Raw genomic sequence first — 22610 nt, 5'->3', positions numbered from 1 at the left:
GACGGCAGCGATAGCATACCCGACACGTCTGGTGTATCATAAGTCATTGATTTAGTTCCATAAACTAAGTTATTCGACTTACATCGACCACAGAATCGACAGGGGCGCGGCCTGCAGTTTTTCGCCGAACGGCGTCACCCGATCATGATCGTGCAGCACCAGCCCGCGCACGAAACGATCGCCGACCGCTTCCTGCAACTGGCGCAGCCCCCGAAAGTCCTGGGGCCGCACCGTCGCCGACGCCTTCACCTCGATGCCGATGATCCGGCCGCGGCGATCCTCGATTACGATATCAACTTCATCCTGATCCTTGGTCCTATAATGGGAGAAAGATACCCGCCGCTCCGACCAGGAGGCCAGCTTGAGGAGTTCCGAGACCGCAAAGGTCTCGAGCAAGGCACCGAACCGCGAGCGATCTAGCCGCAGCGCCTCTTCCTCGTCTTCACGCAATGCGGCAAGGAGCCCACTGTCGAGAAAGTGCAGTTTCGGCGTTTTGATGAGACGACTTAATCTGTTGCTGGACCACGGCTCCAGCGTCCGCACCAGAAAGAGCCGCTCGAGGATCGCCACATATTTCTGCGCCGTCACGCTCGACAGGCCGAGAGCCGCCCCGAAACTGGAATGGTTGACCAGTTGCCCGGCATGCTCGGCGAGGACGTTCAGCAGACGAGGCAGTCGATCGAGTTGGTCTATGTTTGCAATATCGCGAACGTCGCGATCTAGGATCTGGGCGACATAGTCTTCTAGCCAGGCTGTGCGTCGTGTGGGGGTGGACCTGTGCAGAGCTTCCGGATAGCCGCCCTGCACGACGAGTTCGATCAGGTCGTCGCCGAATACCACATTCCCATCTACCGCCGGTTCCTCACCGGCGAACAGATGGTCGAGAAGGCGGCCCGGTGTGGAATGGATTTCCGATTGGGCGAACGGGAGCAGCGAGACTGTCGCCATACGACCTGCGAGAGAATCGGCGATCGCCGGAAGCGTGGCGACGTTGGCGGAGCCAGTCAGAAGGAATCTGCCTGGTGTATCGTCGCGATCGACACTCTCCTTGATCGCCAGCATCAGCTCTGGCGCGCGCTGGACTTCGTCGATCACAGCCCGTTCGATCCCCCTGACGAAACCGACGGGATCGGCGCGCGCGGCGCTCAATGCGCCTGCGTCGTCTAGGGTGATGTAAGGTCGATCAATTTTGGAGAGTTGCCTGGCCAGAGTCGTTTTTCCTGCCTGGCGCGGGCCAACGATCAGGACGACGCGCGTGTCGGTAAGCGCCGTCTCGACGAGCGGTCGGACTTTCCGGTCAACGATATGGCGCGGCGATTTTGAGACGACCATGCGTCCGTTCTTAACGGACTTTCCGACCAATTTAAAGTGTAGAGCGGGCCATTTTTTATTCCGTGCCCTGGAATGGAGCGGTGCTGCCGGTTATGGATGAACGCCGGATAAAAACTTCGACCCCCTCAATTGCGCCGAATTGTCGCGCAATCGCCGTCATAGGCTTCTACCAGACCATCTCATGGAGCGCTACCCGGCTAACCTCATTGCATTCCCTCGTGGCGATCACAGCAATAGCCCCGAAACGCATTGTTCAAGCATCTCACGTTTTAGCCCAGGAAGAACTCCCTGATCGGCGCCGCCCAGCCGTCGACCCTACGAAAAATATCGACCAGCCAGGCTTCGAAAGCGCCAAGCTGCGGCCCGAAGTAGATAAGCGGTGCGACGGCAACAAACACCAATATGGCCACCGAGCTGAACCCGTCGGGCCGGTCCTCCGAACCGTCCGGCGGAGGAAGTGGATTGTGATTGGCACGCCAGTCGTCCCTCATGGTCGACTCCTACCGTTCCCGATCGTCGCGATCGCGCTCGTGACGTTCTTCAACCTCCAGTTCGATCTCGCGCAGGCGCGGCACATGCTGCTGCGGCGGATCGGAACGGGCAATCTCGGGCTCGGCAGCCGGGCGCCTATCGGCCACTCTTTCATCGGGACGCCGCTGCGGCGATTCTTCTGGCCGTGAAGCCCTCGGATCGTCGATGCTGTCGCTCTGCTCAGCGGTGACCCTCCCGTCATGAACAGCTTCACGGTTCAGTTCCGCTTCAGCGACACTGGGCGAACCGCCAGCACTGCCTTTCATCTGACCACTAGCGTCCTGCCCCTCGGGGCCGTGCTGCTCGCGCTGGCCTTTCCGTTCGATACTGCGCGCCTCGTCCCGGGCAACCTCTATCAGCTCTATCGCACGCTGCAGGTCTTGGTCCGATCTTGCGACCTCCCGCATGTACTGGTTGTCGTCGTTGACGGCGATCTCCGCGGCCCGATGGACCTCCCGCGCAAGGCCTGCTTGATAGCTGGTAATATAGTATTGGGGCAGTTCGCCCGCTTCGATCCTGTCCAGTCCCTCACGGTAATGTTCGACCTCGATAAGGACCTCGTTTGCGGCTTCGACCGCTTGCATACCGAACCGCGCGACTGCTGCATCCCACTGCGCATTGGTGTTGTCTTCGCGCTCACCAGCGTTGTCACGACGCGCAGGCTCCGCACTTGCGTCAACTTGCCGTTCCGCGAACTCCAGGTACTCCCGACGAATATCGACCACCTCGCGCGCCGCCGCAGCGACCTCGTCAAAGTCTGACCGGTCGGATGAATCGAGCGTCCGCTCTACGGAGGCGAGAACCGCTTCCACACGCTGCTCATAGGCCACGAACTCGGGGCGCGTCATCTCTTGCATCTGGTCCTCCTTGCCTTCGACCAGCTGAGACAACAATATCATATTGGTGTTGTTTTTTGAAGCCTCAGTTTCGCTACTGGCGGTAACACGGTCAATTTTGCTGTTCCGAACCGATGCCTCGAACCTATCCTTCTGCAACCCGGCAAACGCACTCGCGCGGCTGTCTGTCCGGTCGTTCGCGAGGTCATCCCATACCTCGGCGGCCGCTGCCGTGTGCTGTCTGCTATGATCGGTTCCAGGGAGTACAGGTTCGTTCGTACGTTTAGCGTTGTATCGAACTTGCGCTGAAGCACTCGTGCCCTCGTGCTCGGTGCGGCCGCGATAGTTGACAGGACGCACCTGATTGCGGGTATAGGCTGGTGCGCTTGCGAGTTCGCGACGGTCGGTAAGTTCCATCTCGATGCCCTGCTCCCGCGCCTTCTCGGCCATCAACGAGCGCCACCCGCGAAACACTTGCGGACTTGTCTCGATGCGAACGCCCGTCTCCGAGCGCATGGTGACGATGGCATGGGCATGGATGTGGGGCCGCTTGCCGCCCTCAGTCATCTCCTTTGGGTCAAGCGTTGGGTCATGGACGGCAAAGACGTAGCGGTGACCCGCGAACTGATCGCCCAGAAAGTCGCGGACCGCAGCTTCGAAGGCGGGCGCATCCGTGCCGGCGCGGGCCGAGACGATCAGGTGCATGACGTCCCTGCCCTTGCGGCTGTGCAGTTCTTTGCGCCATTCCTTCTGGACGATGTGGCCGGCTTGCTCAGCACTCCCGATCGGCCGGCCCGTGTCGTCACGAACCTCGCCGTCGTTTCTCGCGACCAGTTCCCGCACACGGGCGGTGCTCCATTCCACGCCGTTGCCGTACCCGTGGAACCGGAAGCGCGCCTCGACATCCCGGCCGGCGTCTGTGTCGTCGTAACGCTGCTGAACGATCTCCGCAGCTCTCAAGTCGCCGGTCAGTCGCTCGCCGCTGCTGTCGCGTAGAACGACGACGCCACTCACATTGAGCTCATCCTGGGAGCGCGTCCGAGCGGTGTAGACGAACCGACGATCACCAAATCCCGACCGCAGAATCGCGCGCACCTGCTCGTTCATGTCAGCATCGTGTGCGAGCGAGGCTCCATCGATCTTGACATGGAACACGCCAAGATCCCTGCTGGCGGCGCGGTTATCGAAGAGATGCTCCCACTCGGCTCGCTGCCCTGCGAGCGCGTCCTTGCCCAGCACTCGCTCGCCGCGCTCGTTCTCGACGGCGAGTTCCCCTCCCCGCGAGGTGTAGTCCATCATGGCGCCCGCGCGAGCTCCGCCGCCGTAGGAGGCGAGCTTGACCACCGCCGGCTGGCTGCCGCGCGCAAGAGCCGCAAAACGCGTTCGCATCGAGCGGCCAGCAGTTGCAGCACCGCCACGCGCCCAACCACCCTGCCCGCCATCGCGCCGCCTGCGAGCCCGGGCGAAGCCACCAATGCCCTCATCTGGAAGCCGCGCCACCCCTCCCTTTCGCGGCCCGTCCCATTCTTTTCTGTCGAGCTGACCCATCTGCATCTCGTGCACAAGCGCGGCGCGGCGACGCTCCCACTCCCATTCGAAGGCGCCGGGAAGAAACTCCATCAGACGCCCTCCCCGCGGCGAAGTGTTGCCGACCGCCGGGTCATCGCGGCAAGCTCGGAAGCCACCGTGGTTGCGACGACATGAGCGTCTTTGATGCTCCCCACGAGTTCGTCCTCAGCCGGCACCCTGCCGGTGTTGATGGCCCGCGCGATCTGATTGAGATTTCCGCCGATCGCGCGCATGCCGTCGGCAAGCAGGCCGAGAACGGCACGATCCCCGTCCGCTAGAAACGGTCGCACGCCCGCGCCCTCTATCGAAAGCGACCGGACAAAGGCCGACACGGTCATGTCGGCAGTGTTCGCGGCCGTCTCGATCGCCTCGAATTGAGACTGCGAAAAGCGGATATGCACCACCCTGTCCTTCCTCTTCGACGATGTGGGAACGGCGCCAGCCATCGAGATTCTTGCCTAGGATCGTGGTGCTTGCGGCCGCAGGCCGCGGATCGAGGGCTTGTCCCTCGATCGTCAGGAAAATGTATCACATTTTTCCGTATCCTGCCAACTCATTATATAGTGATTTTTAGCGCTATCTCGACATATATCCATTTTTTCATGTTAATAGCATTGTGTTTTTCCATGTTCGTGTGTTTCCATATTGATGTGAATCCACGTCCACACGGATATGGATTCGTGTGTGAGTAGAAACACATTTTCGTGGAGATGATGCCGATGACCATCGTGATCGCCGCAATCAACGGCAAGGGAGGCGCGGGCAAGACCACCGCGCTCATGAACATCGCCGGCGAATATGCCCTGCGCGGCAGCAGCGTCGCCATGATCGACATGGACGCCCGCAACAATCTCATGAAGTGGTGGACCGACTGCCTGGACAAGGACGCCCAGCCTGAGGGCATCGACGTCCTCAGCCACAAGACGGCAAGGGGACTGGAAACCTGGTTGAGGGACAACGCGGCTGGGTTCGACTACGTGCTGATTGACACGCCGGGTGAGGACACCTCGATTGTCGACCCCGTTATCGCGTGGTCCGATCTGGTGATCTCACCGATCCAACCCTCGAAGCGCGAGGTGCTCGGCGCCATCGATAGCTTCGAGAATGTCATGCGCGTCAACGAAGCCGTCGGGCGGGCGTGCAGGCATGGTGTTCTGCGAACTCGCATCACCGTGACCGTCCGCCATACGGAACTTTATCGCAAGATCAGGCCGATCATCGAGGACACGGTCGGCACCTATCTGTTCCGCACCGAGGTGTTCGAGCGGAACGTCTACAAGGACATCCACAACGGCGTCGGAACACTGCAAATGCAAGAGGTGACGGAAGCCATCGCCAAGGCGCGGCGGGAAACGGAAGCGGTGGTGGGAGAGGTCGATCAACTGCTGAGCGGCGAACTGACAAAGGGGCGGGCGGCATGAGCGGAAAGGAAGCATTATCGCTCGAGGAGTTCGCGACCGCACCACGCAAGCCGCGAACACCCGGCAATCTGTCGAGGAGCGAGGCTGGCCGCCCGACAGGCACAGAGGATGCTCCCGAGCCGGTAGCGAAAGAGGATGGGGAAAAGAAAGAAACATCCACGGAGGCGCGTAGGGCGCTGCGCCAGATGAAGCGTGCCCGGATGAAGGGGGCGAGCCATTTCGTGAACGTCAATCTGGACCGGGACACGAAGCGTCGTTTGAAACTCGCCTCGTTCACCGCGGAGACATCGATGCAGGACATCATGGAGAAGGCCATCCGGCAGTATCTCGACACAAATGGCTTTTGACGGGAGAACGACCTTATCTCTTAGTTGCCGACCGGAGCGAGTTGAACGTAACGCCGAATCCCTGCTAGGGTCACTACCGTTTTGGCTTCGATTTCGGGGGATTGGAGCCAGATCGTTATATTATTACGTCAGTTTTGACGGGAAATTCGGGCAACGGGATTCGAGCTGAGCCAATCTGATGGCGATCAAGGACGTACAGACCTACATCGAGAGGCACGGCCTCGTCGAGACGGAAGACTCCGAGGTCGACAAACCGATCTACCGCAAGCCGGGGTTCAACGGCATTCGCAGCATTTCGGACATGGAAGAGGAAATCAGCCGCTACTTGCGCGAGCGGCGCGACGCAAAAAATCTGAACCGTGAGCAGGTCGGAATGATGCTGGGGATCCACCACGAGATCCTTGCACGTCACGAGCGCGGGGGGGCGAAGCTGCGGGCGACACGGCTCATTCATTTCGCGGAGCTGCTCGACTTCTCGCCGGTGGAGGCGATTCATGTTGCCGCTCCTCACCTTTTCGGCGCAACCCAGCAAGAAGCCGACGTCAAGCTCAAGCTCATGCTGCGGATGCTCGACCTGCCCGCCTCTACGGCCGAGCATCTCTTGATGCTCGTCGAGGAACTGTCATCGGACGGCGGGGCCGATGCTACACCCACACGCGGGGAGAAGAGGCGCGGCAGCTGATCGAGCATCGCCCACTTCAGGCGGAGGCAGCCGGTTGATCCGGCCGGTTCCTCTGGATTGCATGCCATAGAGATCGAGGCGGCTCGCACCGCCTCGATCGCCGGCCTTCAGCCGAGGCCGTCCTCCTTCATTGCGAAGAAGACATCCGGGTCGTTGCCCGTGCTTTCCCACCATGCGACCTCGGCTTCCGCCTCGCTGTAGTAGACGTTCTCGACGGTGAACTTTGTGCCGCCGATATCTTCGATCTCAGCGATGATCTTGGCGAGACCGCAGAGCTTTTCGGTCGGAACCGGCACCGCGATCGGCACCTCTCCGTCTCGGTGATGCCATTCTCCGGTGCGGAAGTCGAAATATTCACGGCCGAGATCGTCAACCAGATAATCGTCGAGAAGCGCGATCGGCTCGAGCAGCCATGTTTCGAAGTAGGCGGTCCGGTAGTGGTGCAGGTCGAAGAAGGCGTCCTCTTCATCCGATGTCCTGCGCGCTTCGGCAAGCACCCCCTCGGCGGCGAGGATCTTACGCTGATCCTCGATCATCGCGGCGAGGACTTCCGCGAGCTTGTCATGGACGGTGCCCGCGAGATCGGTGTCACAGCCGAGACGGTTGGCGAGAACGAGAATGCGCAAAGCCGAGAGCTGCGCGACGAACATGAGAGTGTTGTGTGCCATGTCATGGTCTCCTTCATCTTGATGACGGAGGCCCGCGACGGGCAAGTCGAGCATCGGGTCAAGGATCGCGAAGCGACCGCCGGAGGCGGCAAGCGGAGGAACCGATTTTCTGACGGCGCCCTTCTTCTGGGCGACGGCTGAAAATTGGAGGGGCCGCGCAGTCCTTGAGGCGATGGGAGCGGCCAGTACAATGGTACGTCAGAGAGATAGACCCGCGTCCCCGCCAGGGGACGCGACCATATCCGGCGACCAGCCGGCGGAGTGCGCGAGGGGTTGCCTCTCGTGGCATCGGGGGCCGGTCGATCCGGTCCCTGGCGCATCGCGAAAGGGATCGTTACCGGAGGCGGAGACCGCGTTAGCGGGCTCCGTGAGCGGCGGCACGCCGCGAGTAGAGCCCGGTCGGCCGCAGGCCGGCTCGCCCGGATATCGCGCTCCCGACCGATGCATCAACATCCTGAATCGATCGCGCAGAACCGATTCATGGAACTCATTGGACGGGATGCATCAGAGACACGACCATCGCGGCATGGAAACGGAAGACGTGACCCACCTCCATCGGATTGACCCCGCACGCAACATGGCGCGGTTCTATCGCATGTCGTCGACGCCGAGCCTGTTCGGCGACATCTGCCTGGTGCGCGAATGGGGACGGATCGGCAGGCCTGGCCGCATCCGCATCGACCTTTACGAAAGAGTGGAGGAAGCCACTGCGGCGCGCGAGGCACTCTCGCGCGTGAAGCGGCAACGCGGCTATCGTGACGTGTACGGGGTTTGATGACCTTGAGGGTGCGGTCAGGGCCGGCAAAAGAAAAGGCCCGCGCCGGATCGTCGTCCGGCGCGGGCCTTTCGGTTGAAGCGACTACTCCGACTGAAGATGTCGCAGCAAAGCGGCGAGCGGACCGTCATGCGGCGGCCGATCAGCCTCCCTTGCAAGGTCGTCGGCGAGTTGTTCTGCGACGTCCTCGGGAAGCGGCTCGAAGCCGAAACCTCTCGCCCGCACCGCCGCGTGCAGAGCATCGACCCTTTCGTATTCGCGGTCGCTGGTGCCGAGCCACAGAGCGAGATCGTCACCGCTCTCGTCGGCGAATGCTTGGAGGAAGAAGGTGCGCAGCGGCGGATCGTAGCCGATGACGGCGTCGGGATCGGAGCGGCCGTCACTGGTGACGGTGATGGTGTAGCGGCTCATGGAAGCCTCCTGATCGTGTGTCGAACGAAAGAGAGCCGACCCCTTGCGGGGCCGGCTCGCTGCGGTTCACTGCGGGTTGTTCCACAGGATCACCTTCTTGTTCTCGTCGCCGCCCGGGGCGGGAGCGAGGTTGCCGAAGATCACGCCGATCTCGGGGGCCTCGAGCTTGACCGAGAGGTATTCCTCGCCCGAACGCTGGGAGATGCGGTTCCAGCCGGCTCCGATTTCGAAGCCCGTGCGCTTGTTGACGATGCGGTAGTCAGGGGCGTCCTCGCGGGACTTGTTGCTGTTGGGGATAAGGGTGATCGGGGCGTTGACCCGCAGCGTGGCGAACACGCCTTCCATCGAGCCGTCGGCCTTGGCGGTGAGGTTTGCGATCGTGGTGGCCATGGTACTTCTCCTTCGGTTGCATCGGGACCATTCCCGATGGCGCCAAAGGAGGGGGCCGTCCTGCTGCGGTCACTCGGCACAAATTCCGGAAAATTCTATTTGCCGCAGACAGCGGGCCGCACTTTCAAGGGCCCCGCTTGCGGGAAGGAAAGTGCCTGGCCCGCAACCAAAAACCAAAATCGAATTTTCCTGAATTTTTGTCGAGCGTACCCCCAACGGGGGTTGACCGCAAAAGCAGGCGGTCCACTACAAAGGCGACATAACCACGGGAATGGTCCGGATGTGAGCGCAGGCGATGCCTCCGGCCACCATCGCAGATCCCCAACGCTCGGCGCGGCGGCCGCGGGTATACGTTTGCCCCGCCTGCGGATCTGCCTCTGCGTCGCCCTCCCGAACCCGACCGACAGGCCCCGGAGGTCCCCTGCTGCACCCGTGTCCTCCGTCATGCGTCCGGTTTCGCGCTCGCGTCCGGCAGGTGACGCTCTGACCCAGCACCAGTGGGTGCCCCCCCGGATCAAGCGCGGCAGCCGGGAACGCGCTGCCTCACCCGCAACCGCCCTGCCCCTCGGGTCGACGGACAAGCAAGGATGTCACTGAGGATTGCCGATGGGCCGCAACGGTCGGGTTTGCAAGGGGTGGGCTTCAGAAGGAGCCAGCGAACGATCGCCGCTGCCCGGCACAGGCGCGAGGTGGCCTTCGGCCGGACAAGGGCGGGCTGCGTTCGCCGCCCGGTCGCAAACCGCTCAAGGTGGCTTGCCACGATCAGGCTTCCATCGCGAGGCGTTCGTCCGCCCTCATGCGGGCTTCGACGCCGCGTCGAACCTCATGGCCGGCATGGTGCAGCATGGCGCGCCAGTCCCCGGTGTTGTGGACGGTTGCCACCGTGCCGCGCATCGTATCATAGACGACGCAAGGGCTGCCGATCACAGATAGGCGCAGCACGTTGAGGCAGGTGCCCGGCGATGCCCCGTCCCAGACCATCAGGCCGAAGTCGGCGCGACGGGCCATCTCACGGTCCTTCCCGGCGTGCGCGCCAAAGCCTTGTGCCCCATCCGGCGGTGGAACGTGATAGGCGGCCCAATCGCCGAGATTGTTGCGTGGTTCGTTCCGGGCATGGAAGACGCCGACATGTTCGTAATTGTAGCCTGCGAGCAGGCCCTGCATCTCGGCATCGGCTCCCGGCGCGTCGCCGATCAGCACACCGTGCTCGGCCGCCACGATCGCACCGATCCGCTCGATTGCAGGGACGGGCAGTTCGAAGATGTCGCGCGAACCGCCAAGGAATATCATCGCCATGGTCGCTTTCCTTTCTCTCCAATCAACCGCCCCGGTCCGGCTCTCCTCTCCCTCTTGCGCGAGGGATCGTCACCGAAGGCCGAGACGGCGTAGCCGGCTCGGGGAGCGGCGGTACGCCGCGAGTAGAGCCCAGCCGGCCGCAAGCCGGCGCGCGCCGACCGGATCGAAGAAGAATTGAGCCCCGCGCGCAACTGGCGCACCTACAGCCTGGCCGCCGCGCTGAATTCGGCAGGTCGGAACGGGTGTGAGCACACGAAGAGCCCGACCGTGGACGGTCGGTCCTTCGACGTTGTAGAAGGAAGGGGGCGCTCACGCGCCACCCTCCGTGAATCGCCAGACGGGGATACCGAGGCGGCGGGCCTTGTCGGCGAGATTCTCGGTAATGCCGGAGCCGGGGAAGACAATCAGTCCGTAGGGCATGACCGACAGGAGCTGGTCGTTGCGGCGGAACGGGGCCGCTTTGGCGTGCCGGGTCCAGTCGGGCTTGAAGGCGATCTGCGTGACCTTGCGGCTTTCGGCCCAGCAGGCGGCGATACGCTCGGCCCCGCGCGGGCTGCCGCCGTGCAGCAGCACCATGTCGGGGTGCTTCTCGCGGGCCTTGTCGAGCGCGTCCCAGATCCGATCGTATTCATTGCAGTCGAGACCGCCGGCGAAGGCGATCTTGGTGCCGGCGGGGACCAGAACCTCGGTCTCGGCGCGGCGGCGCGCGGCGAGGAAGTCGCGGGAGTCGATCACCGCGGCTGTCATCGACTGATGGGAGACCTTGGAGCCGGTGCGCGGCCGCCATGCCGAGCCGGTTTCGGCCTCGTAGAGGTCGGCGGCCTCGTCGCGCATGATTTCGAGGACATTGCGACGCTCGATATAGGTGATGCCCTCGGCCGTGAGCCGTTCCAGTTCGACGGATTTCACCTCCGAGCCGTCCTGCTCGTTCTGACTCGAGCGCTGGGCCTCCTCGTTGCGGTCGAGGCTGCGGGCCACGCGCTCGGCGGCGCGGTGGAAGACGTTAGTGAAAGACCAGAGCAGATCGTCGAGGTCGGGTTCGAGCCTGGTGTCGCCGAGCATGCCGGCGAAGGTCTCGACGATCCCGGCGAGGCCAGCCCGGATCACCTCGTCGTCGGGCAGTGGACGGGGATCGGGCTCGTCCTGATGCGGACGGTGGCCGTACATCTGCAGTTCGAGGATGACGCGATCGGTCGGCGAGGAGGCGTGGTAGGGCTCGTAGACGTCGTCGAAGGGAAGCTCGTAGGTCATGGCGTGTCTCCGTCGGTTGTTGCCGCGCCCATCGCGGCCTGACAGCGAAACCCGGCCGCGCCCCGGGCGCGGCCGCACCGAAGGCCGGAGCGAAGCGGAGGACGGCGCAGCCGTTGCGGCCGTGACCGGGGGGTGGCAGGGGTCGCCTCTCGGCAGGCCGCGGGCGCGGCCTCACCGATGGACCTCCGCCATGCCTGCGAGGCTTCCGCTGACACCGCCCCTGCCCGCCTGCCGGCCCGAGCCGGTTATCCGGGCGACAGGACGAGACGGGCATCTTCCGGGGCGAGCTGATCGCTGAGCCATGCTGCGAGACGGAGCGGTCCGAGATGGCGCAGATCGTCGTTGAAGTCGCCAAGCTGCGGCCACAGCGCCAGAGCGAGGATTCCGGCCTCGCCGGCGCGCTGGCTGAGCCGCTCGATGCCATGCCGGCCGGCGGCGTCCGCGTCGGCCGCGATATAGAGGCGCTGGCAGCCGGGCGGTAAGATCAGGCCGGCGAGGTGATTGGCCGAGGTGGCGGCGGCGACCGGCAGCGCCGGCATCACCGTGCAGAGCGAGGCCATCGTCTCAAAACCTTCGCCGGCGGCCATGACCGGGACCGGAGCGCAGGGCTCGAGGCCGAGCCAGATGCCATTGCCCAGCAGGTGGCCGAGCGACCGGCGCGGATCGACGAGTTGGGCCTTGCCGGTGCCTGTCGGGTCCAGCCAGGTGCGTTGCAGCCCGGTGATGCGTCCATCGAGGCCGGTGACAGCGGCGATCAGGGCGGGCAGCGTCTGGGTCTCGCCCGTCACGAGATCTCGGTAGTAGCAGCTGGGATGGAAGCGCAGGGCGCGCTCGCGCGCGGCCCGCAGGATTCCGCGACCGGCAAGATAGCGTTCGGCCAGCGTGCCCGCGATCGGCTGCGACATGGCAAACAGGCGACGCGCGGCGTCAGGCGAGCCGCGTGCCGCAGCAGGCTGGCGTTGCGCGCCGAGGTCCTGCGGTCGCGGCATCGCGAGGAAGCGACGCGCTTCATCCGCGACGTCGCGGAACTCAACGAGGCCGCAGCTTTCGCGGATGACATCGAGCAAATCGCCAAATTCGGTGCTCGCCTCGTCAACCCACTTCCCTGCAGGCCCCTTGGCATTGGCCCTCAGCCGCACATGCATGGAGCGGCCGCGCGCGTTGCGGACATCGCCGACGATCCAGTGATTGCCGGAGCGATGGCCATTGGACAGATACTCGCGGCACACCGCCTCGGCATCCTCGCCAAGGCGGCGCGCCAGCTCGGAGGCCGAGCTAGTCATGATCGCCTCCCCTTAGGCCGCGACCGTCCGGTCGGTGACGCCGACAAGCGTATGGCGGTCGAGGAGCGAGGCGAGGATGGCGGAGCCGCCGGCGCCCGTCGGGATGAACAGCCTGAGCTTCCAGGAGATGATTTCCGCAATCAGGCTCAGCGCCTTCAGCCGCGGCACCATCGCATCGGTGAAGCCGATCAGTTCGACGCGATAGTCGTTCATGACGCGGCTGCGGCGCAGGACCAGGCCGTCGGCAAGCTGCAAGCCGATCCTACCTTCGATCAGCCCGGTCCATGCCTCCTCCGGCGCGAGCGTCGGCACATTGTCGATCCCGAGATTGCGCAACATGGTCGCGACCAGCGTCGGCGCAATGTGGCGGCCAATGATGCGTTCACCGGCATCGGTCTGGATGCGGTAGACTTGGCAGTCGTGATCCGGCAGCCGCCGCCAGATTGGTAACAGCAGTCCCGTGACGATGTGGAAGGTGCTGGTGGTGAACTCCGGGACCGCGGCGACTTCCGCCTGCCACAGTTCGCAGAACAGCTTTCGGTCGACCGGCTGCCAGTGGGTTTCGGCGAGGGCGTCGAGACCGAAGCGCACCTCGTCAGTCGGTCGCAGCAAGCGCACGCGATGCTCTATCGCGCCGTCGTCGAGCATGAGGCTCGCCGTCGGAAGCTGTATCGCCACGCGGCTCGACCGCGTGTTGACCAGCAGGATCGATTGCGGTTCCGCGCGGGCGATGGCCAGCGCGTCGGCCAGGCCGAGCGGCCGGATGCGATCCTTGCGCGCGACGGTCAGCACATGCGACTGCGCGCCCGAGACCGGATGCGTGTAGACGGTGCGCCGGTCGGTGACGACGATGCTCTCGGCCGTGATCGTCTCCAGGCCCCTGTCATAAGTGCCGGCGGCAATGGCGCCCTCGACCTTCGCCGTCATCAGCTGCTCGAACACCTCGAACAGCAGGTTCTGGATTTCGATGCGCAGCGCCAGCAGGCGGTTCAACCAGGTCGTGATCGGCGGCAGCTCGTCGCGCAACCCGCCTTCGTCGGTGGTGAGCGACAGACCGGTGACGGTCTCGAACGTCGTGAGAGAGCAGCCGTCGATCTTACCCTGGTGCAGCAGCCAGTAGAATTGGCGCAGCGCCGCGCGAGCATAGGGGCTTTCGAGATTGTCCTCGGACCGGAACAGCCCTGCCCCGCCGGTCTGGCGCTGGCCGCGCGTGATCGCGCCCAGCGTGTCGAGCCGCCGCGCAATGGTCGACAGGAACCGCTTGCCCGCCTTCACATTGGCAGCCATCGGACGAAACAAAGGCGGCTGCGCCTGGTTGGTGCGGTGGGTTCGTCCGAGACCCTGGATGGCATTGTCGGCACGCCAGCCGGCCTCAAGCAGATAGTGCTTGCGCAGCCTCTGGTTCCGGGCCCCGAGATCGGCGTGGTAGGAACGTCCAGTGCCGCCGGCGTCGGAAAAGACCAGGACGCCCTTGTCGTCATCCATGAACGCTTGCGTCTCAGCGAGATTGGCCGATCCCGGCCGGTTCTCCACCGCGAGCCGGGCGATGCCGTCGCGACCGGTCTTCTTGACGATGCGCCGTGACCGCCCTGTCACCTCCGCGACGACATCCGTGCCGAAATGATGGAGGATCTGGTCGAGCGCGCCGCCGACCGGCGGCAATGAGGCGAGCCTCTCGATCATCTCGTCGCGCCGGCGCACCGCCTCGCGGCATTGCACCGGGTTGCCGTCCTCGTCATGCACGGGCCGCGAATAGACGTTTCCTTCCGCATCCGAATACTCCTCGAAGAGCTGGGTCGGGAAGGAATGCATCAAATACCCACCAACGTACTCGCGCGGCGTCACGTCGACGTGGAGGTCCGACCATTCCTCGGTCGGGATTTCTGTCAGCCGACGTTCCATTAGCGCCTCGCCCGTCGAGACGATTTGCACGACCGCAGAGTGACCGTCGGCGCCGTCCTGCTCGATCGCGCCGATCAGCGTCGGCGTCATCATCGAGGTGATCAGATGCGAGAAAAAGCGCTGTTTGGTACTCTCGAAGGCCGACCTTGCCGCAGCCTTTGCATTGCGGTTCAGCGTACCGGACTCGCTGGTGATGTTGGTCGCTTCAAGCGCGGCGGTCAGGTTGTTATGGATGACTTGGAAGGCGTCCGCATAAGAATTGTAGATGCGGATCTGCTCCTCGGTTAGTGCGTGCTCGAGCAAATCGTATTCGACGCCGTCATAGGAGAGCGAGCGCGACATGTAGAGGCCGAGCGATTTGAGATCGCGCGCGAGCACCTCCATCGCCGCGACGCCGCCATCCTCGATCGCCGCGACGAACTCTGCGCGGTTGGCAAAGGGAAAATCCTCGCTGCCCCAGATTCCGAGACGTTGGGCATACGCAAGGTTCTCGACCGCGGTGGCGCCGGTCGCCGAGACATAGACGACCCGGGCATCGGGTAGTGCGTGCTGGAGCCGCAGGCCGGCCCTGCCCTGCTGCGAGGGCGCGACGTCGCCGCGCTCGCCCTTGCCGCCGGCGGCGTTGGCCATGGCGTGGGCTTCATCGAAGACCATGACACCGTCAAAAGGCTTTTTAGTCCCAGTCGGGCCTTCGGCCCTCCTCGCCTCCTGGCCGACCCAGTCGAGGATCTGAGCAAGCCGGGACTTCTTGCCGTCGCGCTCCTGAGAGCGGAGCGTCGCATAGGTGGTGAACAGGATGCCTTCGGCAAGGCGGATCGGCGTGCCCTGCCGATAGCGCGAGAGCGGCTGGACGAGAAGGCGTTCCTGGCCAAGTGCTGCCCAGTCGCGCTGGGCGTCTTCGAGCAGCTTGTCGGATTTAGAGATCCAGATCGCACGGCGGCGACCCTGCAGCCAGTTGTCGAGGATGATGCCGGCGACCTGTCGTCCTTTGCCGCAGCCGGTTCCGTCGCCCAAAAACCAGCCACGGCGGAAGCGGACCGTGTTCGCAGCACCTTCTGGCGCGGCCGAGACGACATCGCAGGTTTCGTCGACAGTCCAGGCGCCGGAGAGATGACCGGAATGTGCCTCGCCGGCATAGATCACACTTTCGATCTGCGCGTCGGAAAGCATGCCCTCGTCGATGATCGCATCCGGCAGGAGGGGCCGATAGGACGGCTTCGGCGGTGCGACCGCCGCCATCGCCGCCGACTGGACCAGCGGCGTCGGATGCGGATTGGCGCGCGGGATCTGGATCGACTGGAGCGCATAGGGCTCGTAGATCGTGTCGGTGAGGTAGCCGCCCTCCTCCGGCATCCAGTCGCTGTGTTCATAGTCAAGGGGAACTGCTGGCGTGGTGCCGGACACGACCGGACCGGTGGGCTTCGCCCGGGTAACTGGACGGGTCGGCCGGACGGTCTTCGCAGCAGATGCCGCAGCCGCGGTGGGTGCGGCTTTGGGCCCGGATCGCGCGGCCATCTGCATGGGGGCATTTCGCAGGATGCCGTTCGACAGGTCGCCGATCGAGTCCGGAAAGCCGCCCGGTGTGCGGGGCGGCAGGTCGGATATCCAGGCGAGCAGCGTTTCAACGTCCAAAGCCTTGCCCGACGACGCAACGAATCTGGGCGGGTCGGCCGCAGGAATCTTGTCGATGACCGTCAGGCGGGTTTCAGCCGTCGTGCCATGGCGGGCATAGACGCGGCCGTCGATCGCGGCGGTGAAGACGACCCTGCCCTGCTGTTGCAGCCGCTCGAAAGCGGGGCGCCATTTGGGATTTTCGGAAGAAAGGCCGGTGCCGGTGATGGCGACGAGGCGACCGCCCGAACGCAGCCGTGCGAATGCGGAGGAGAGATGCCGCCATGCCGCATCGGCGACATGACCGTCGACAAAGGCGCCTACGGTGAAGGGCGGATTCATCAGCACGACGGATGGCTCGATGGTGGGATCGAGATGATCGTCGATATGGGCTGCGTCATGCCGGGAGACCGGAGAGCGCGAAAACAGCAGGCCGAGCAGATCGGCGCGTGTCGCGGCAAGTTCATTGAGCGCGAGCGAAGCCCGGGCCATCTCGGCATGGACGGCGAGCAGGCCGGTGCCGGCCGAGGGTTCGAGAACGAGGTCTGCGGAGGCGATCGCCGCGGCGTGGGCGGTGACGAAGGCGAGCGGCAGCGGCGTCGACAGCTGCTGCATCGCCTGGCTTTCGTCGGAGCGTCGGGTGTGGGTGGGAACGAGGTCGGCGATGCGTTTCATCATGGCCAGCGTCGCCTGCGGCGAGGCTGACCGGGACAGGATTGCCGGCCCGAAGCGGCGCAGAAACAGAATTTGGGCGGCTTCAAGCGCCTCATAGGCGTCCTTCCAGACCCAGAATCCTTGTGCGTCGGTGCCGCCGAAACTGTCGGTCATGGCGATCCGCAGTGCGCTCTTGGTGATCGCGTTGCCCTGTTCAAGGAAGGGCAGAAGCTGGATGGCCGCCTGGTGGATCGCCTGGGCGGGGTCGATGGCGTCAGGCGTCGGGTTGGCAAGGGGAGCGGCCGTCCGGGCGACGGCCGAAGAGGTCGTGACCATGTTCATAAAGATGTCCTTCGCGAAAGAGAATGTCCGCCCCGCCGTGGCGCTCTCTGCGCCCCGGCAAGGCCACACTGCTTCCGGCCCCTCTCTCCCTCTAGCGACGTGGACGAAGCGGCGGCGAAGGAATTTTGAACAAGCCCCTGCCCCTTCGCCTGCCTCTGGCGCGACGGACCATGACGGATCGTCAACTGTGGGTGCCGGAGCCTAGATCCGCGTGCTGAGGTGATGGACCACTGACTTTCGCCGAAGTAAACGGTAGATGGATCCGTTAGCCGGATCGATTCTCATCAAGGAACCTGTCTATGAGACGGCCCGGCCGACCTTTCGTCGTGGAAGTGAAGAAGAAGCGCGGCAACCTGCCAAAGCCGCGTTCGATCTGGGGTGATCTGGACCTTTCGGCTGTCGTGAGCGACCCGTTGGGCGATCCACACGGCGGTTCTGAACAGGCCGCGGAGCGGCACAACGTTGATCGCGTGGCCACGAAAGATCGCGCCTATACTGTGGAAACCGGGTGCGAAATCCCCGCCGACGATTGTGATCTATCCATTGTCTCCGATGGGTCGCATGCCGGGCAGCTTCTTGACGCGGCCGAGACAATGGCCCCTGCCGAAGAGCCTGCTCGGCCAGCGCGCAAGCGAATCAGGCGCGGCGGCGAGCCAACGTTGCCCCGAGGACAGCGCTGGAAAAGACGCTTGCCAAAGGTTCTGCGCCGTCGGCGTGACGACTAAGTCTGTTCATCGGGATTGTGCCGGTCGTCGAGGATCGCCCTTCGTGTTCCGCATCCAACGTTCGAAATCGACCTTGGTCAGGGGGATAGTGGCAGTTCGCCGCGATAAGCAGCACCTGCAGGGGACCGGATGCCGGTCGAGGGCGGCCGCCACCAACTGACTAGACGCAGGCTGCAGCCTTGGTCATGCAACGACGAAATCGTATCGCCCGTAGCCGCCGTCCGGCGCGGACTTGATGTCCAGCAGCAACGAGGCATCGAAGATGTTGTCGCGGTCGTTGCCGGGCTCCCCAGGGAAATAGAGCTGCGTGGTCAGCAGGGGCCCGTTGGGCCGCTGCACCTTCACATGGAAATGCCGCGTGCGGCCAGTGTAGATGCCCGGCACGATCGTCTCGAACCACCAGCGTCCCCCGGCGTCACTAAACTGGTGCCCGCGCAGCCTGAAACCCTCATTGTCGTAGTCGCCGTCGCCGTCGCAATGCCATAGCTCGATCAAGGCCCCAGCCACAGGCTCGCACCGCGCCGTCAGCACAAAACCGGCGATCGTGATCGCCGTGCCGTCGGGCGCATCCGGCTTGAAGTCGCGCTTCAAGGGCGACCCGGGCGTGAAGTATGGCCCCTCGGTCTGCGCGATCGTCGGCTCCGGCGTGCCGCAGGCAGGCGTCAGCTCGAGCTGTTGTGGCGGCTCCTGACCCCGAGCCGCGACGGGGACCAGCGCCGGAAGCGCTAGAAAGCCCGAGAGAAAGCTGCGTCGCGTGGTCATGAGATCTCCGGCCGGTGTGGACACCCCGAGCAATCTGAATGTACCAAGTTTCACTCGGGCAATTGTGGCAGCCTGATCCCAGCCGGCATCACAATCGTGCGACCAGACGCGCCGCCGCCATAGGCGTCTTCAGTCAGCTCCAGCACGCGCCCCTGGGAGCGTGCGCCGGTATCAACGACGAATGCGCCTCATAGGTGCGCCTGGCCGCCCGGTGTCAGTTGGCTGCGATGGGTCTGCATCATTGCCTCCTGCCTTCCTCGTGTGTCGAGCGCGGAGTGCCGATATGCGACTGTCGATCTCTTCGTCGGACAGAGCCTCCAGGAGCTTAAGAACGGTTCCCTGCCCGCCGGCGTTGACCAGGATGGTCCGCTTGCCGTGGTGTTCGACGGGCCAGACGTCGGGATTGGCCTCGCCGGCGATGCCCTTGAAGTCCGCATGCGTCGCGGACCAGATCGCCTCGAGTTTTTCCTCACGCGTCATACTGTCGACGGCGCCCGTCTCATGGGCGATGATCGCCGCGCGCATGGCGTCAGGACTGCGTTTGTCGGAGAGGTCGCAGAATCCGTGGAACCAGCGTTCGCGACCGCGGATCCTGATCGCGAAGAATACGCTGGTTACGCAGCCAGCCTTGTACTCGGACATGCCGAACATGCCGGTTCGGTGGAACAGCGGTGGCAACAGATCGAGCATGAAGCGGTATTCGCTGGCCGAGATCTCGAACCATTCCGACGCATATGGCTTGCCTGACAGGGGATCGACACCGGGCGTATCGCTGTGGCGATTGAAGAGCGCGAACATCTGCGCGCGCGTCGCGACGCCCTCGAACACCTTGCGGAACGGCGGATGGGTGGACATGGCTTGCCTCCGGAATAGCCGGCCGCCCGCCGCGGGAGCGCTGCGGCGGGAGACTGTCGGCGGACTGGGACGGGATTAGATAAGACTCAGGCGGCGTGGCGATCCGCGGAACGCGCGGTATCCCGTCCGACGCCGGTGATGGCGCGGACGGCCGCGGCGAGCGCCGGAATGTCATCGAGCATGGTCAGCGCGACGAAGTGGTTAGGCCCGCCAGTATAGTCCGTACGGCCCTTACAGGTGCGGATCAGGATGCCGTGCCCGGAGGACAGACCGAACTGGCTGACCTGGATATAGGCGCGGTCAAGGTGCAGGGTGACTTCGCCGGAAACGGCGATGCCCGCCTTGTTCGAGCGCAGGTCATAGCTGCCGGGCGGCAAGGCAAGCTCGGCGGCGAGTTTCTTCAGCCTGGAACGGGCCATCGTGTGAAAACGTCTCTTCTGCTCTCCGTCATAGGAGCAGCTTCTGTTCCAGTCGAACATGTCGATCTCCATGAAAGGGAACAGGCCCGGCGGTCGCTGGTGCGACCCCAGGCCCGTCCTTGGTCGGTTCTGTGTGGTGAAACGTCAGGCGGCCGCGCGGCCCTCGATGACGTCGGCGCCGACCTCATCGGCGGAGATTTCGTCGAGATAGGCTCGGCTGTATGAATTGCTGGCGAGCCAGCGTTCGGCCGCGGCCCGATCCCTGGCGAGATTCAGGAGTTCCGGGCTGTCGCCGAGGTCCTGCAGGACGCGGACCATGCCGATTGCGGGGCGCTGAACGATCTCGAAGTGCAAATCGCTCTCGACGGACCAGGTGCGCCGGACCGAGACGACGATGACGCCGCCCTCGCCAAAATCGCCTTCGTGCAAGGTGAAACAGGCCGGCAAGCTATAGGTCGCTCGCGACCGCGGCGGCTCCTTCTTCACCAGTCGGCCGGTGCCATTGCGGCTCTCCCACGCGGAGACCTTCTTTCTGAAGCGGGCCGGCGCTCTTGCCGTGCCGTCAAAGTAGCGGATGGTCGACCCCAACGGGGCGGAATCGTAGACGATATGAGCTGACATGCGGATCTCCATTTAGAAAACGAAAAAGGGCCCGGCGGTGATGCCGGGCCCAGAGCGGAGCGGAGGGCCGACTACTCGGCGGCCTGAAGGTGGTCAGTGCCCTCACCGGCGATGGTCCCCGGCTCATCGGCTGATGGATCCGCATCGTCAGCGAGGAAGGCCGGCAGCTCGCCGTCGAGCGCCGTCTCGTCCGTGTCATCCTCGGTGACGGTCTCGCCGGCATCGGCAACCGCGTCGTCGCCATCGAGGCGCAGCGGTTCGGGCAACCAGTTCGATCCTTCGAGAAGACGCGCGGCCTCACGTGCCATCAAGTCCTTCTTCATGTGGTCGATCAGCTGCGCGGAATCCTCGCCGAGCGCTTCGCGCACCGCCTGAACGATCCGGGCCTTGGTAACGCGACCGAGATAGTTGTCGACGGTTGGCTCCCAGCCGGCCGCGACCATGTCGAACTGAAGCGTGGCGGCCAGTGCGTCGGCATGGGCAAGCGCGCCCGGCCGCTTGTTCCAGGGCTCGACGACGGCGTTGAGCGAGAGCGACGCGCTGTGCGCGAAAAGCGCCTTGCGGCTCGCTTCGTCGAGACCGAGCAGGAACTCCCACAACTTGTCGCTGTCCGGCATATCCCGGTCCCACGCCTCGTGACGTTCGGCGATCTCCTTCGCCCAGGCAGTTTCGGCGAGACCCTGGACCTGCCCGAAGCTGTTGCTCGTCATGCCGATCTCGAGACAGTTGTCCTTGGCGAACCGGTAGAACACCTGCAGCACGAGAGTATGGAGAACCGCGACGAAGGCGACGTCCACATCGCTTGCAAGGGCATTGCGCAGCGCAAGCGTCTTCTGCGCGGTGAGATCGAAGACGAGTCGTTCGGGCAACGGCTTGATACCTTCATCCTCGGGCTCTTCGGCGGCGTCGGGTGCACCGTTCACGGGCCGGCCGTTGACGACAACGCGATTGGCGCCGTCATCGTCTGCCTGCGACGGGTCGCGATCCCCGCCGGTGGCATCCTCGTCATCCTCGTCCGTCTCGGCCCGGGGCTCGTCCTCGGAACGGACGAAGCCGGCCTCGATCTGCAGCTGGCCATTGGCGCCAAGCGTGACGAACACTCCGGCGATAGCCCTCTGATCCGGGTCGTAGACCTGAGAACGATCGCTGAACGCGTCGAGTTCGGCGCCGAGCTGATCGAGCTTGTCCTCGATATCCTGGTCGGTGTCCTCCATCTCGGCATATTTGGCGTCGAGCGCATCATACTCGGCTTTCGCAGCGTCGTAGCGAGCGATCTCCTTGGCGCTCATCTCTGCGGGCTCGGCATAGACGCGCCGCATGCCGGAGGTGTGGCCGTAGGGGAAGCTGATCGCCGCCTCGACCCACTTCCACCCATCGGCGCGAACGACCTCGGCATCGACCTTGAGCTTATCGAAGACCAACTGCTCGAGAAGAGCTGCATCCTGGAACCAGCCGCCGGAATCCTGCTCGAACAGATCGCGCAGGACAACGCCGCCCGCAGCCTCATAGGCTTCGGCGCCGACATAGACCGCCCGGCGATCGTCTGCACGAACGGTCGTCTCCGTCAGCAGGCGCCTGATGTAATAGGGCTCCTGCATGTGCGGGTTGTTGGTGATGCGCTCCCAGACCTGCTCCTGACGCGCATGGTCGTCGGAGATCGAAAACGCCATGATCTGTTCGAGACGGATTTCATCGCGTTCGTAGAGTTCGAGCAGCTTTGGCGAGACCGTTGCAAGCCTCAGCCGCTGCTTGACGGTCGCCGCCGACACGAAGAACCTGGCAGCGATCTCCTCGACGTCGCGGCCCTGCTCCTTCAGTGACTTGAATGCACGGAACTGGTCGAGCGGATGCAGGTTCTCGCGATGCACGTTCTCGGCAAGCGAATCCTCTTCGGCCGAAGTCGTTCCGCTGCGGTTGACAATGCAGG

Annotated in this window: 21 protein-coding genes; 5 read left to right on the top strand and 16 right to left on the bottom strand. The window is 64.1% G+C overall.

Translation table 11 applies throughout. The features are described from left to right. Positions 1–78: 78 nt before the first annotated feature. The 4 genes from RB623_RS19740 to mobC form a co-directional block, all read right to left on the bottom strand. Complete coding sequence (locus RB623_RS19740) at positions 79–1332, bottom strand: ATP-binding protein (protein WP_308058667.1); 1254 nt, start codon at positions 1330–1332, stop codon at positions 79–81. Between the two features lie 269 nt (positions 1333–1601). Then, on the bottom strand, positions 1602–1823 hold the full coding sequence (locus RB623_RS19735; RefSeq protein WP_308058666.1) for a hypothetical protein: 222 nt from the start codon (positions 1821–1823) through the stop codon (positions 1602–1604). Positions 1824–1832: 9 nt separating this feature from the next. Then, the gene (locus RB623_RS19730; RefSeq protein ID WP_308058665.1) at positions 1833–4319 is read right to left on the bottom strand and encodes a relaxase/mobilization nuclease domain-containing protein; all 2487 of its coding nucleotides are present in this window, start codon (positions 4317–4319) and stop codon (positions 1833–1835) included. Then, positions 4319–4714: a plasmid mobilization relaxosome protein MobC gene (gene mobC / locus RB623_RS19725; protein WP_374121713.1), complete on the bottom strand. Its 396-nt coding sequence runs from the start codon at positions 4712–4714 to the stop codon at positions 4319–4321. Before mobC ends, RB623_RS19730 begins: the two co-directional genes overlap by 1 nt. A 273-nt stretch (positions 4715–4987) precedes the next feature. On the opposite strand from mobC, the gene RB623_RS19720 reads away from it, so the two are divergent. The 3 genes from RB623_RS19720 to RB623_RS19710 all read left to right on the top strand — a co-directional run bounded on the left by RB623_RS19720 (position 4988) and on the right by RB623_RS19710 (position 6718). Continuing rightward, positions 4988–5689, top strand: coding sequence for a ParA family protein (locus RB623_RS19720; protein WP_308058663.1), 702 nt, complete (start codon positions 4988–4990; stop codon positions 5687–5689). Beyond that, positions 5686–6036, top strand: coding sequence for a hypothetical protein (locus RB623_RS19715; RefSeq protein WP_308058662.1), 351 nt, complete (start codon positions 5686–5688; stop codon positions 6034–6036). The genes RB623_RS19720 and RB623_RS19715 overlap by 4 nt, the downstream gene beginning before the upstream one ends. Positions 6037–6214: 178 nt before the next feature. Further along, positions 6215–6718, top strand: coding sequence for a helix-turn-helix transcriptional regulator (locus RB623_RS19710; RefSeq protein WP_308058661.1), 504 nt, complete (start codon positions 6215–6217; stop codon positions 6716–6718). Between the two features lie 107 nt (positions 6719–6825). On the opposite strand, the gene RB623_RS19705 is transcribed toward RB623_RS19710, so the two are convergent. Beyond that, positions 6826–7440: a hypothetical protein gene (locus RB623_RS19705; protein WP_308058660.1), complete on the bottom strand. Its 615-nt coding sequence runs from the start codon at positions 7438–7440 to the stop codon at positions 6826–6828. A 445-nt stretch (positions 7441–7885) separates the two neighbouring features. On the opposite strand from RB623_RS19705, the gene RB623_RS19700 reads away from it, so the two are divergent. Next, a complete protein-coding gene (locus tag RB623_RS19700) occupies positions 7886–8161 on the top strand; it encodes a WGR domain-containing protein (protein WP_308058659.1) in 276 nt (91 codons plus the stop codon). An 84-nt stretch (positions 8162–8245) separates the two neighbouring features. Here the strand turns inward: RB623_RS19700 and RB623_RS19695 are convergent, their stop codons facing one another. From RB623_RS19695 to RB623_RS19670, 6 genes are all read right to left on the bottom strand, one after another. Further along, positions 8246–8572, bottom strand: a complete 327-nt coding sequence (locus tag RB623_RS19695; RefSeq protein WP_308058657.1) for a hypothetical protein — start codon at positions 8570–8572, stop codon at positions 8246–8248. A gap of 66 nt (positions 8573–8638) precedes the next feature. Then, the gene (locus RB623_RS19690; RefSeq protein ID WP_308058656.1) at positions 8639–8962 is read right to left on the bottom strand and encodes a DUF736 family protein; all 324 of its coding nucleotides are present in this window, start codon (positions 8960–8962) and stop codon (positions 8639–8641) included. Between the two features lie 762 nt (positions 8963–9724). After that, entirely contained in the window at positions 9725–10258 is a 534-nt protein-coding gene (locus RB623_RS19685) for a hypothetical protein (RefSeq protein ID WP_308058655.1), read from the bottom strand. Between the two features lie 309 nt (positions 10259–10567). After that, the gene (locus tag RB623_RS19680; protein WP_308058654.1) at positions 10568–11509 is read right to left on the bottom strand and encodes a DUF2493 domain-containing protein; all 942 of its coding nucleotides are present in this window, start codon (positions 11507–11509) and stop codon (positions 10568–10570) included. A 245-nt stretch (positions 11510–11754) separates the two neighbouring features. Continuing rightward, positions 11755–12792: a toprim domain-containing protein gene (locus RB623_RS19675; protein ID WP_308058653.1), complete on the bottom strand. Its 1038-nt coding sequence runs from the start codon at positions 12790–12792 to the stop codon at positions 11755–11757. 12 nt (positions 12793–12804) lie between these two features. Continuing rightward, positions 12805–17301 carry a strawberry notch family protein gene (locus RB623_RS19670; RefSeq protein ID WP_308058651.1) on the bottom strand — a complete coding sequence of 1499 codons (4497 nt, stop codon included), beginning with the start codon at positions 17299–17301 and terminating at the stop codon, positions 12805–12807. Between the two features lie 326 nt (positions 17302–17627). Between RB623_RS19670 and RB623_RS19665 the strand changes: the two genes are divergently transcribed. After that, positions 17628–18026 carry a hypothetical protein gene (locus RB623_RS19665; RefSeq protein ID WP_308058649.1) on the top strand — a complete coding sequence of 133 codons (399 nt, stop codon included), beginning with the start codon at positions 17628–17630 and terminating at the stop codon, positions 18024–18026. A 183-nt stretch (positions 18027–18209) separates the two neighbouring features. Here the strand turns inward: RB623_RS19665 and RB623_RS19660 are convergent, their stop codons facing one another. The 5 genes from RB623_RS19660 to RB623_RS19640 form a co-directional block, all read right to left on the bottom strand. Beyond that, positions 18210–18788, bottom strand: a complete 579-nt coding sequence (locus RB623_RS19660; protein ID WP_308058648.1) for an intradiol ring-cleavage dioxygenase — start codon at positions 18786–18788, stop codon at positions 18210–18212. Between the two features lie 171 nt (positions 18789–18959). Next, entirely contained in the window at positions 18960–19643 is a 684-nt protein-coding gene (locus RB623_RS19655; RefSeq protein WP_308058646.1) for a DUF1419 domain-containing protein, read from the bottom strand. 86 nt (positions 19644–19729) lie between these two features. Continuing rightward, on the bottom strand, positions 19730–20122 hold the full coding sequence (locus RB623_RS19650) for a hypothetical protein (RefSeq protein WP_308058645.1): 393 nt from the start codon (positions 20120–20122) through the stop codon (positions 19730–19732). Between the two features lie 84 nt (positions 20123–20206). After that, positions 20207–20683, bottom strand: coding sequence for a hypothetical protein (locus tag RB623_RS19645; RefSeq protein ID WP_308058644.1), 477 nt, complete (start codon positions 20681–20683; stop codon positions 20207–20209). Between the two features lie 71 nt (positions 20684–20754). Beyond that, on the bottom strand, positions 20755–22610 hold a 1856-nt coding region (locus RB623_RS19640; RefSeq protein ID WP_308058643.1), incomplete at its 5' end, for a DNA-binding protein.

This window comes from Mesorhizobium sp. LHD-90 (genome assembly GCF_030929505.1).
Classification (GTDB): domain Bacteria; phylum Pseudomonadota; class Alphaproteobacteria; order Rhizobiales; family Rhizobiaceae; genus Kumtagia.
Note: the sequence above shows the minus strand (reverse complement) of the source record. Positions and strands in the feature narration are given on the sequence as shown.

Coding starts and splice junctions, on each gene's coding strand:
- RB623_RS19740 (WP_308058667.1), bottom strand. CDS start 1,332: ATGGTCGTCTCAAAATCGCCGCGCCATATCGTTGACCGGAAAGTCCGA.
- RB623_RS19735 (WP_308058666.1), bottom strand. CDS start 1,823: ATGAGGGACGACTGGCGTGCCAATCACAATCCACTTCCTCCGCCGGAC.
- RB623_RS19730 (WP_308058665.1), bottom strand. CDS start 4,319: ATGGAGTTTCTTCCCGGCGCCTTCGAATGGGAGTGGGAGCGTCGCCGC.
- mobC (WP_374121713.1), bottom strand. CDS start 4,714: ATGGCTGGCGCCGTTCCCACATCGTCGAAGAGGAAGGACAGGGTGGTG.
- RB623_RS19720 (WP_308058663.1), top strand. CDS start 4,988: ATGACCATCGTGATCGCCGCAATCAACGGCAAGGGAGGCGCGGGCAAG.
- RB623_RS19715 (WP_308058662.1), top strand. CDS start 5,686: ATGAGCGGAAAGGAAGCATTATCGCTCGAGGAGTTCGCGACCGCACCA.
- RB623_RS19710 (WP_308058661.1), top strand. CDS start 6,215: ATGGCGATCAAGGACGTACAGACCTACATCGAGAGGCACGGCCTCGTC.
- RB623_RS19705 (WP_308058660.1), bottom strand. CDS start 7,440: ATGCTCGACTTGCCCGTCGCGGGCCTCCGTCATCAAGATGAAGGAGAC.
- RB623_RS19700 (WP_308058659.1), top strand. CDS start 7,886: ATGCATCAGAGACACGACCATCGCGGCATGGAAACGGAAGACGTGACC.
- RB623_RS19695 (WP_308058657.1), bottom strand. CDS start 8,572: ATGAGCCGCTACACCATCACCGTCACCAGTGACGGCCGCTCCGATCCC.
- RB623_RS19690 (WP_308058656.1), bottom strand. CDS start 8,962: ATGGCCACCACGATCGCAAACCTCACCGCCAAGGCCGACGGCTCGATG.
- RB623_RS19685 (WP_308058655.1), bottom strand. CDS start 10,258: ATGGCGATGATATTCCTTGGCGGTTCGCGCGACATCTTCGAACTGCCC.
- RB623_RS19680 (WP_308058654.1), bottom strand. CDS start 11,509: ATGACCTACGAGCTTCCCTTCGACGACGTCTACGAGCCCTACCACGCC.
- RB623_RS19675 (WP_308058653.1), bottom strand. CDS start 12,792: ATGACTAGCTCGGCCTCCGAGCTGGCGCGCCGCCTTGGCGAGGATGCC.
- RB623_RS19670 (WP_308058651.1), bottom strand. CDS start 17,301: ATGAACATGGTCACGACCTCTTCGGCCGTCGCCCGGACGGCCGCTCCC.
- RB623_RS19660 (WP_308058648.1), bottom strand. CDS start 18,788: ATGACCACGCGACGCAGCTTTCTCTCGGGCTTTCTAGCGCTTCCGGCG.
- RB623_RS19655 (WP_308058646.1), bottom strand. CDS start 19,643: ATGTCCACCCATCCGCCGTTCCGCAAGGTGTTCGAGGGCGTCGCGACG.
- RB623_RS19650 (WP_308058645.1), bottom strand. CDS start 20,122: ATGTTCGACTGGAACAGAAGCTGCTCCTATGACGGAGAGCAGAAGAGA.
- RB623_RS19645 (WP_308058644.1), bottom strand. CDS start 20,683: ATGTCAGCTCATATCGTCTACGATTCCGCCCCGTTGGGGTCGACCATC.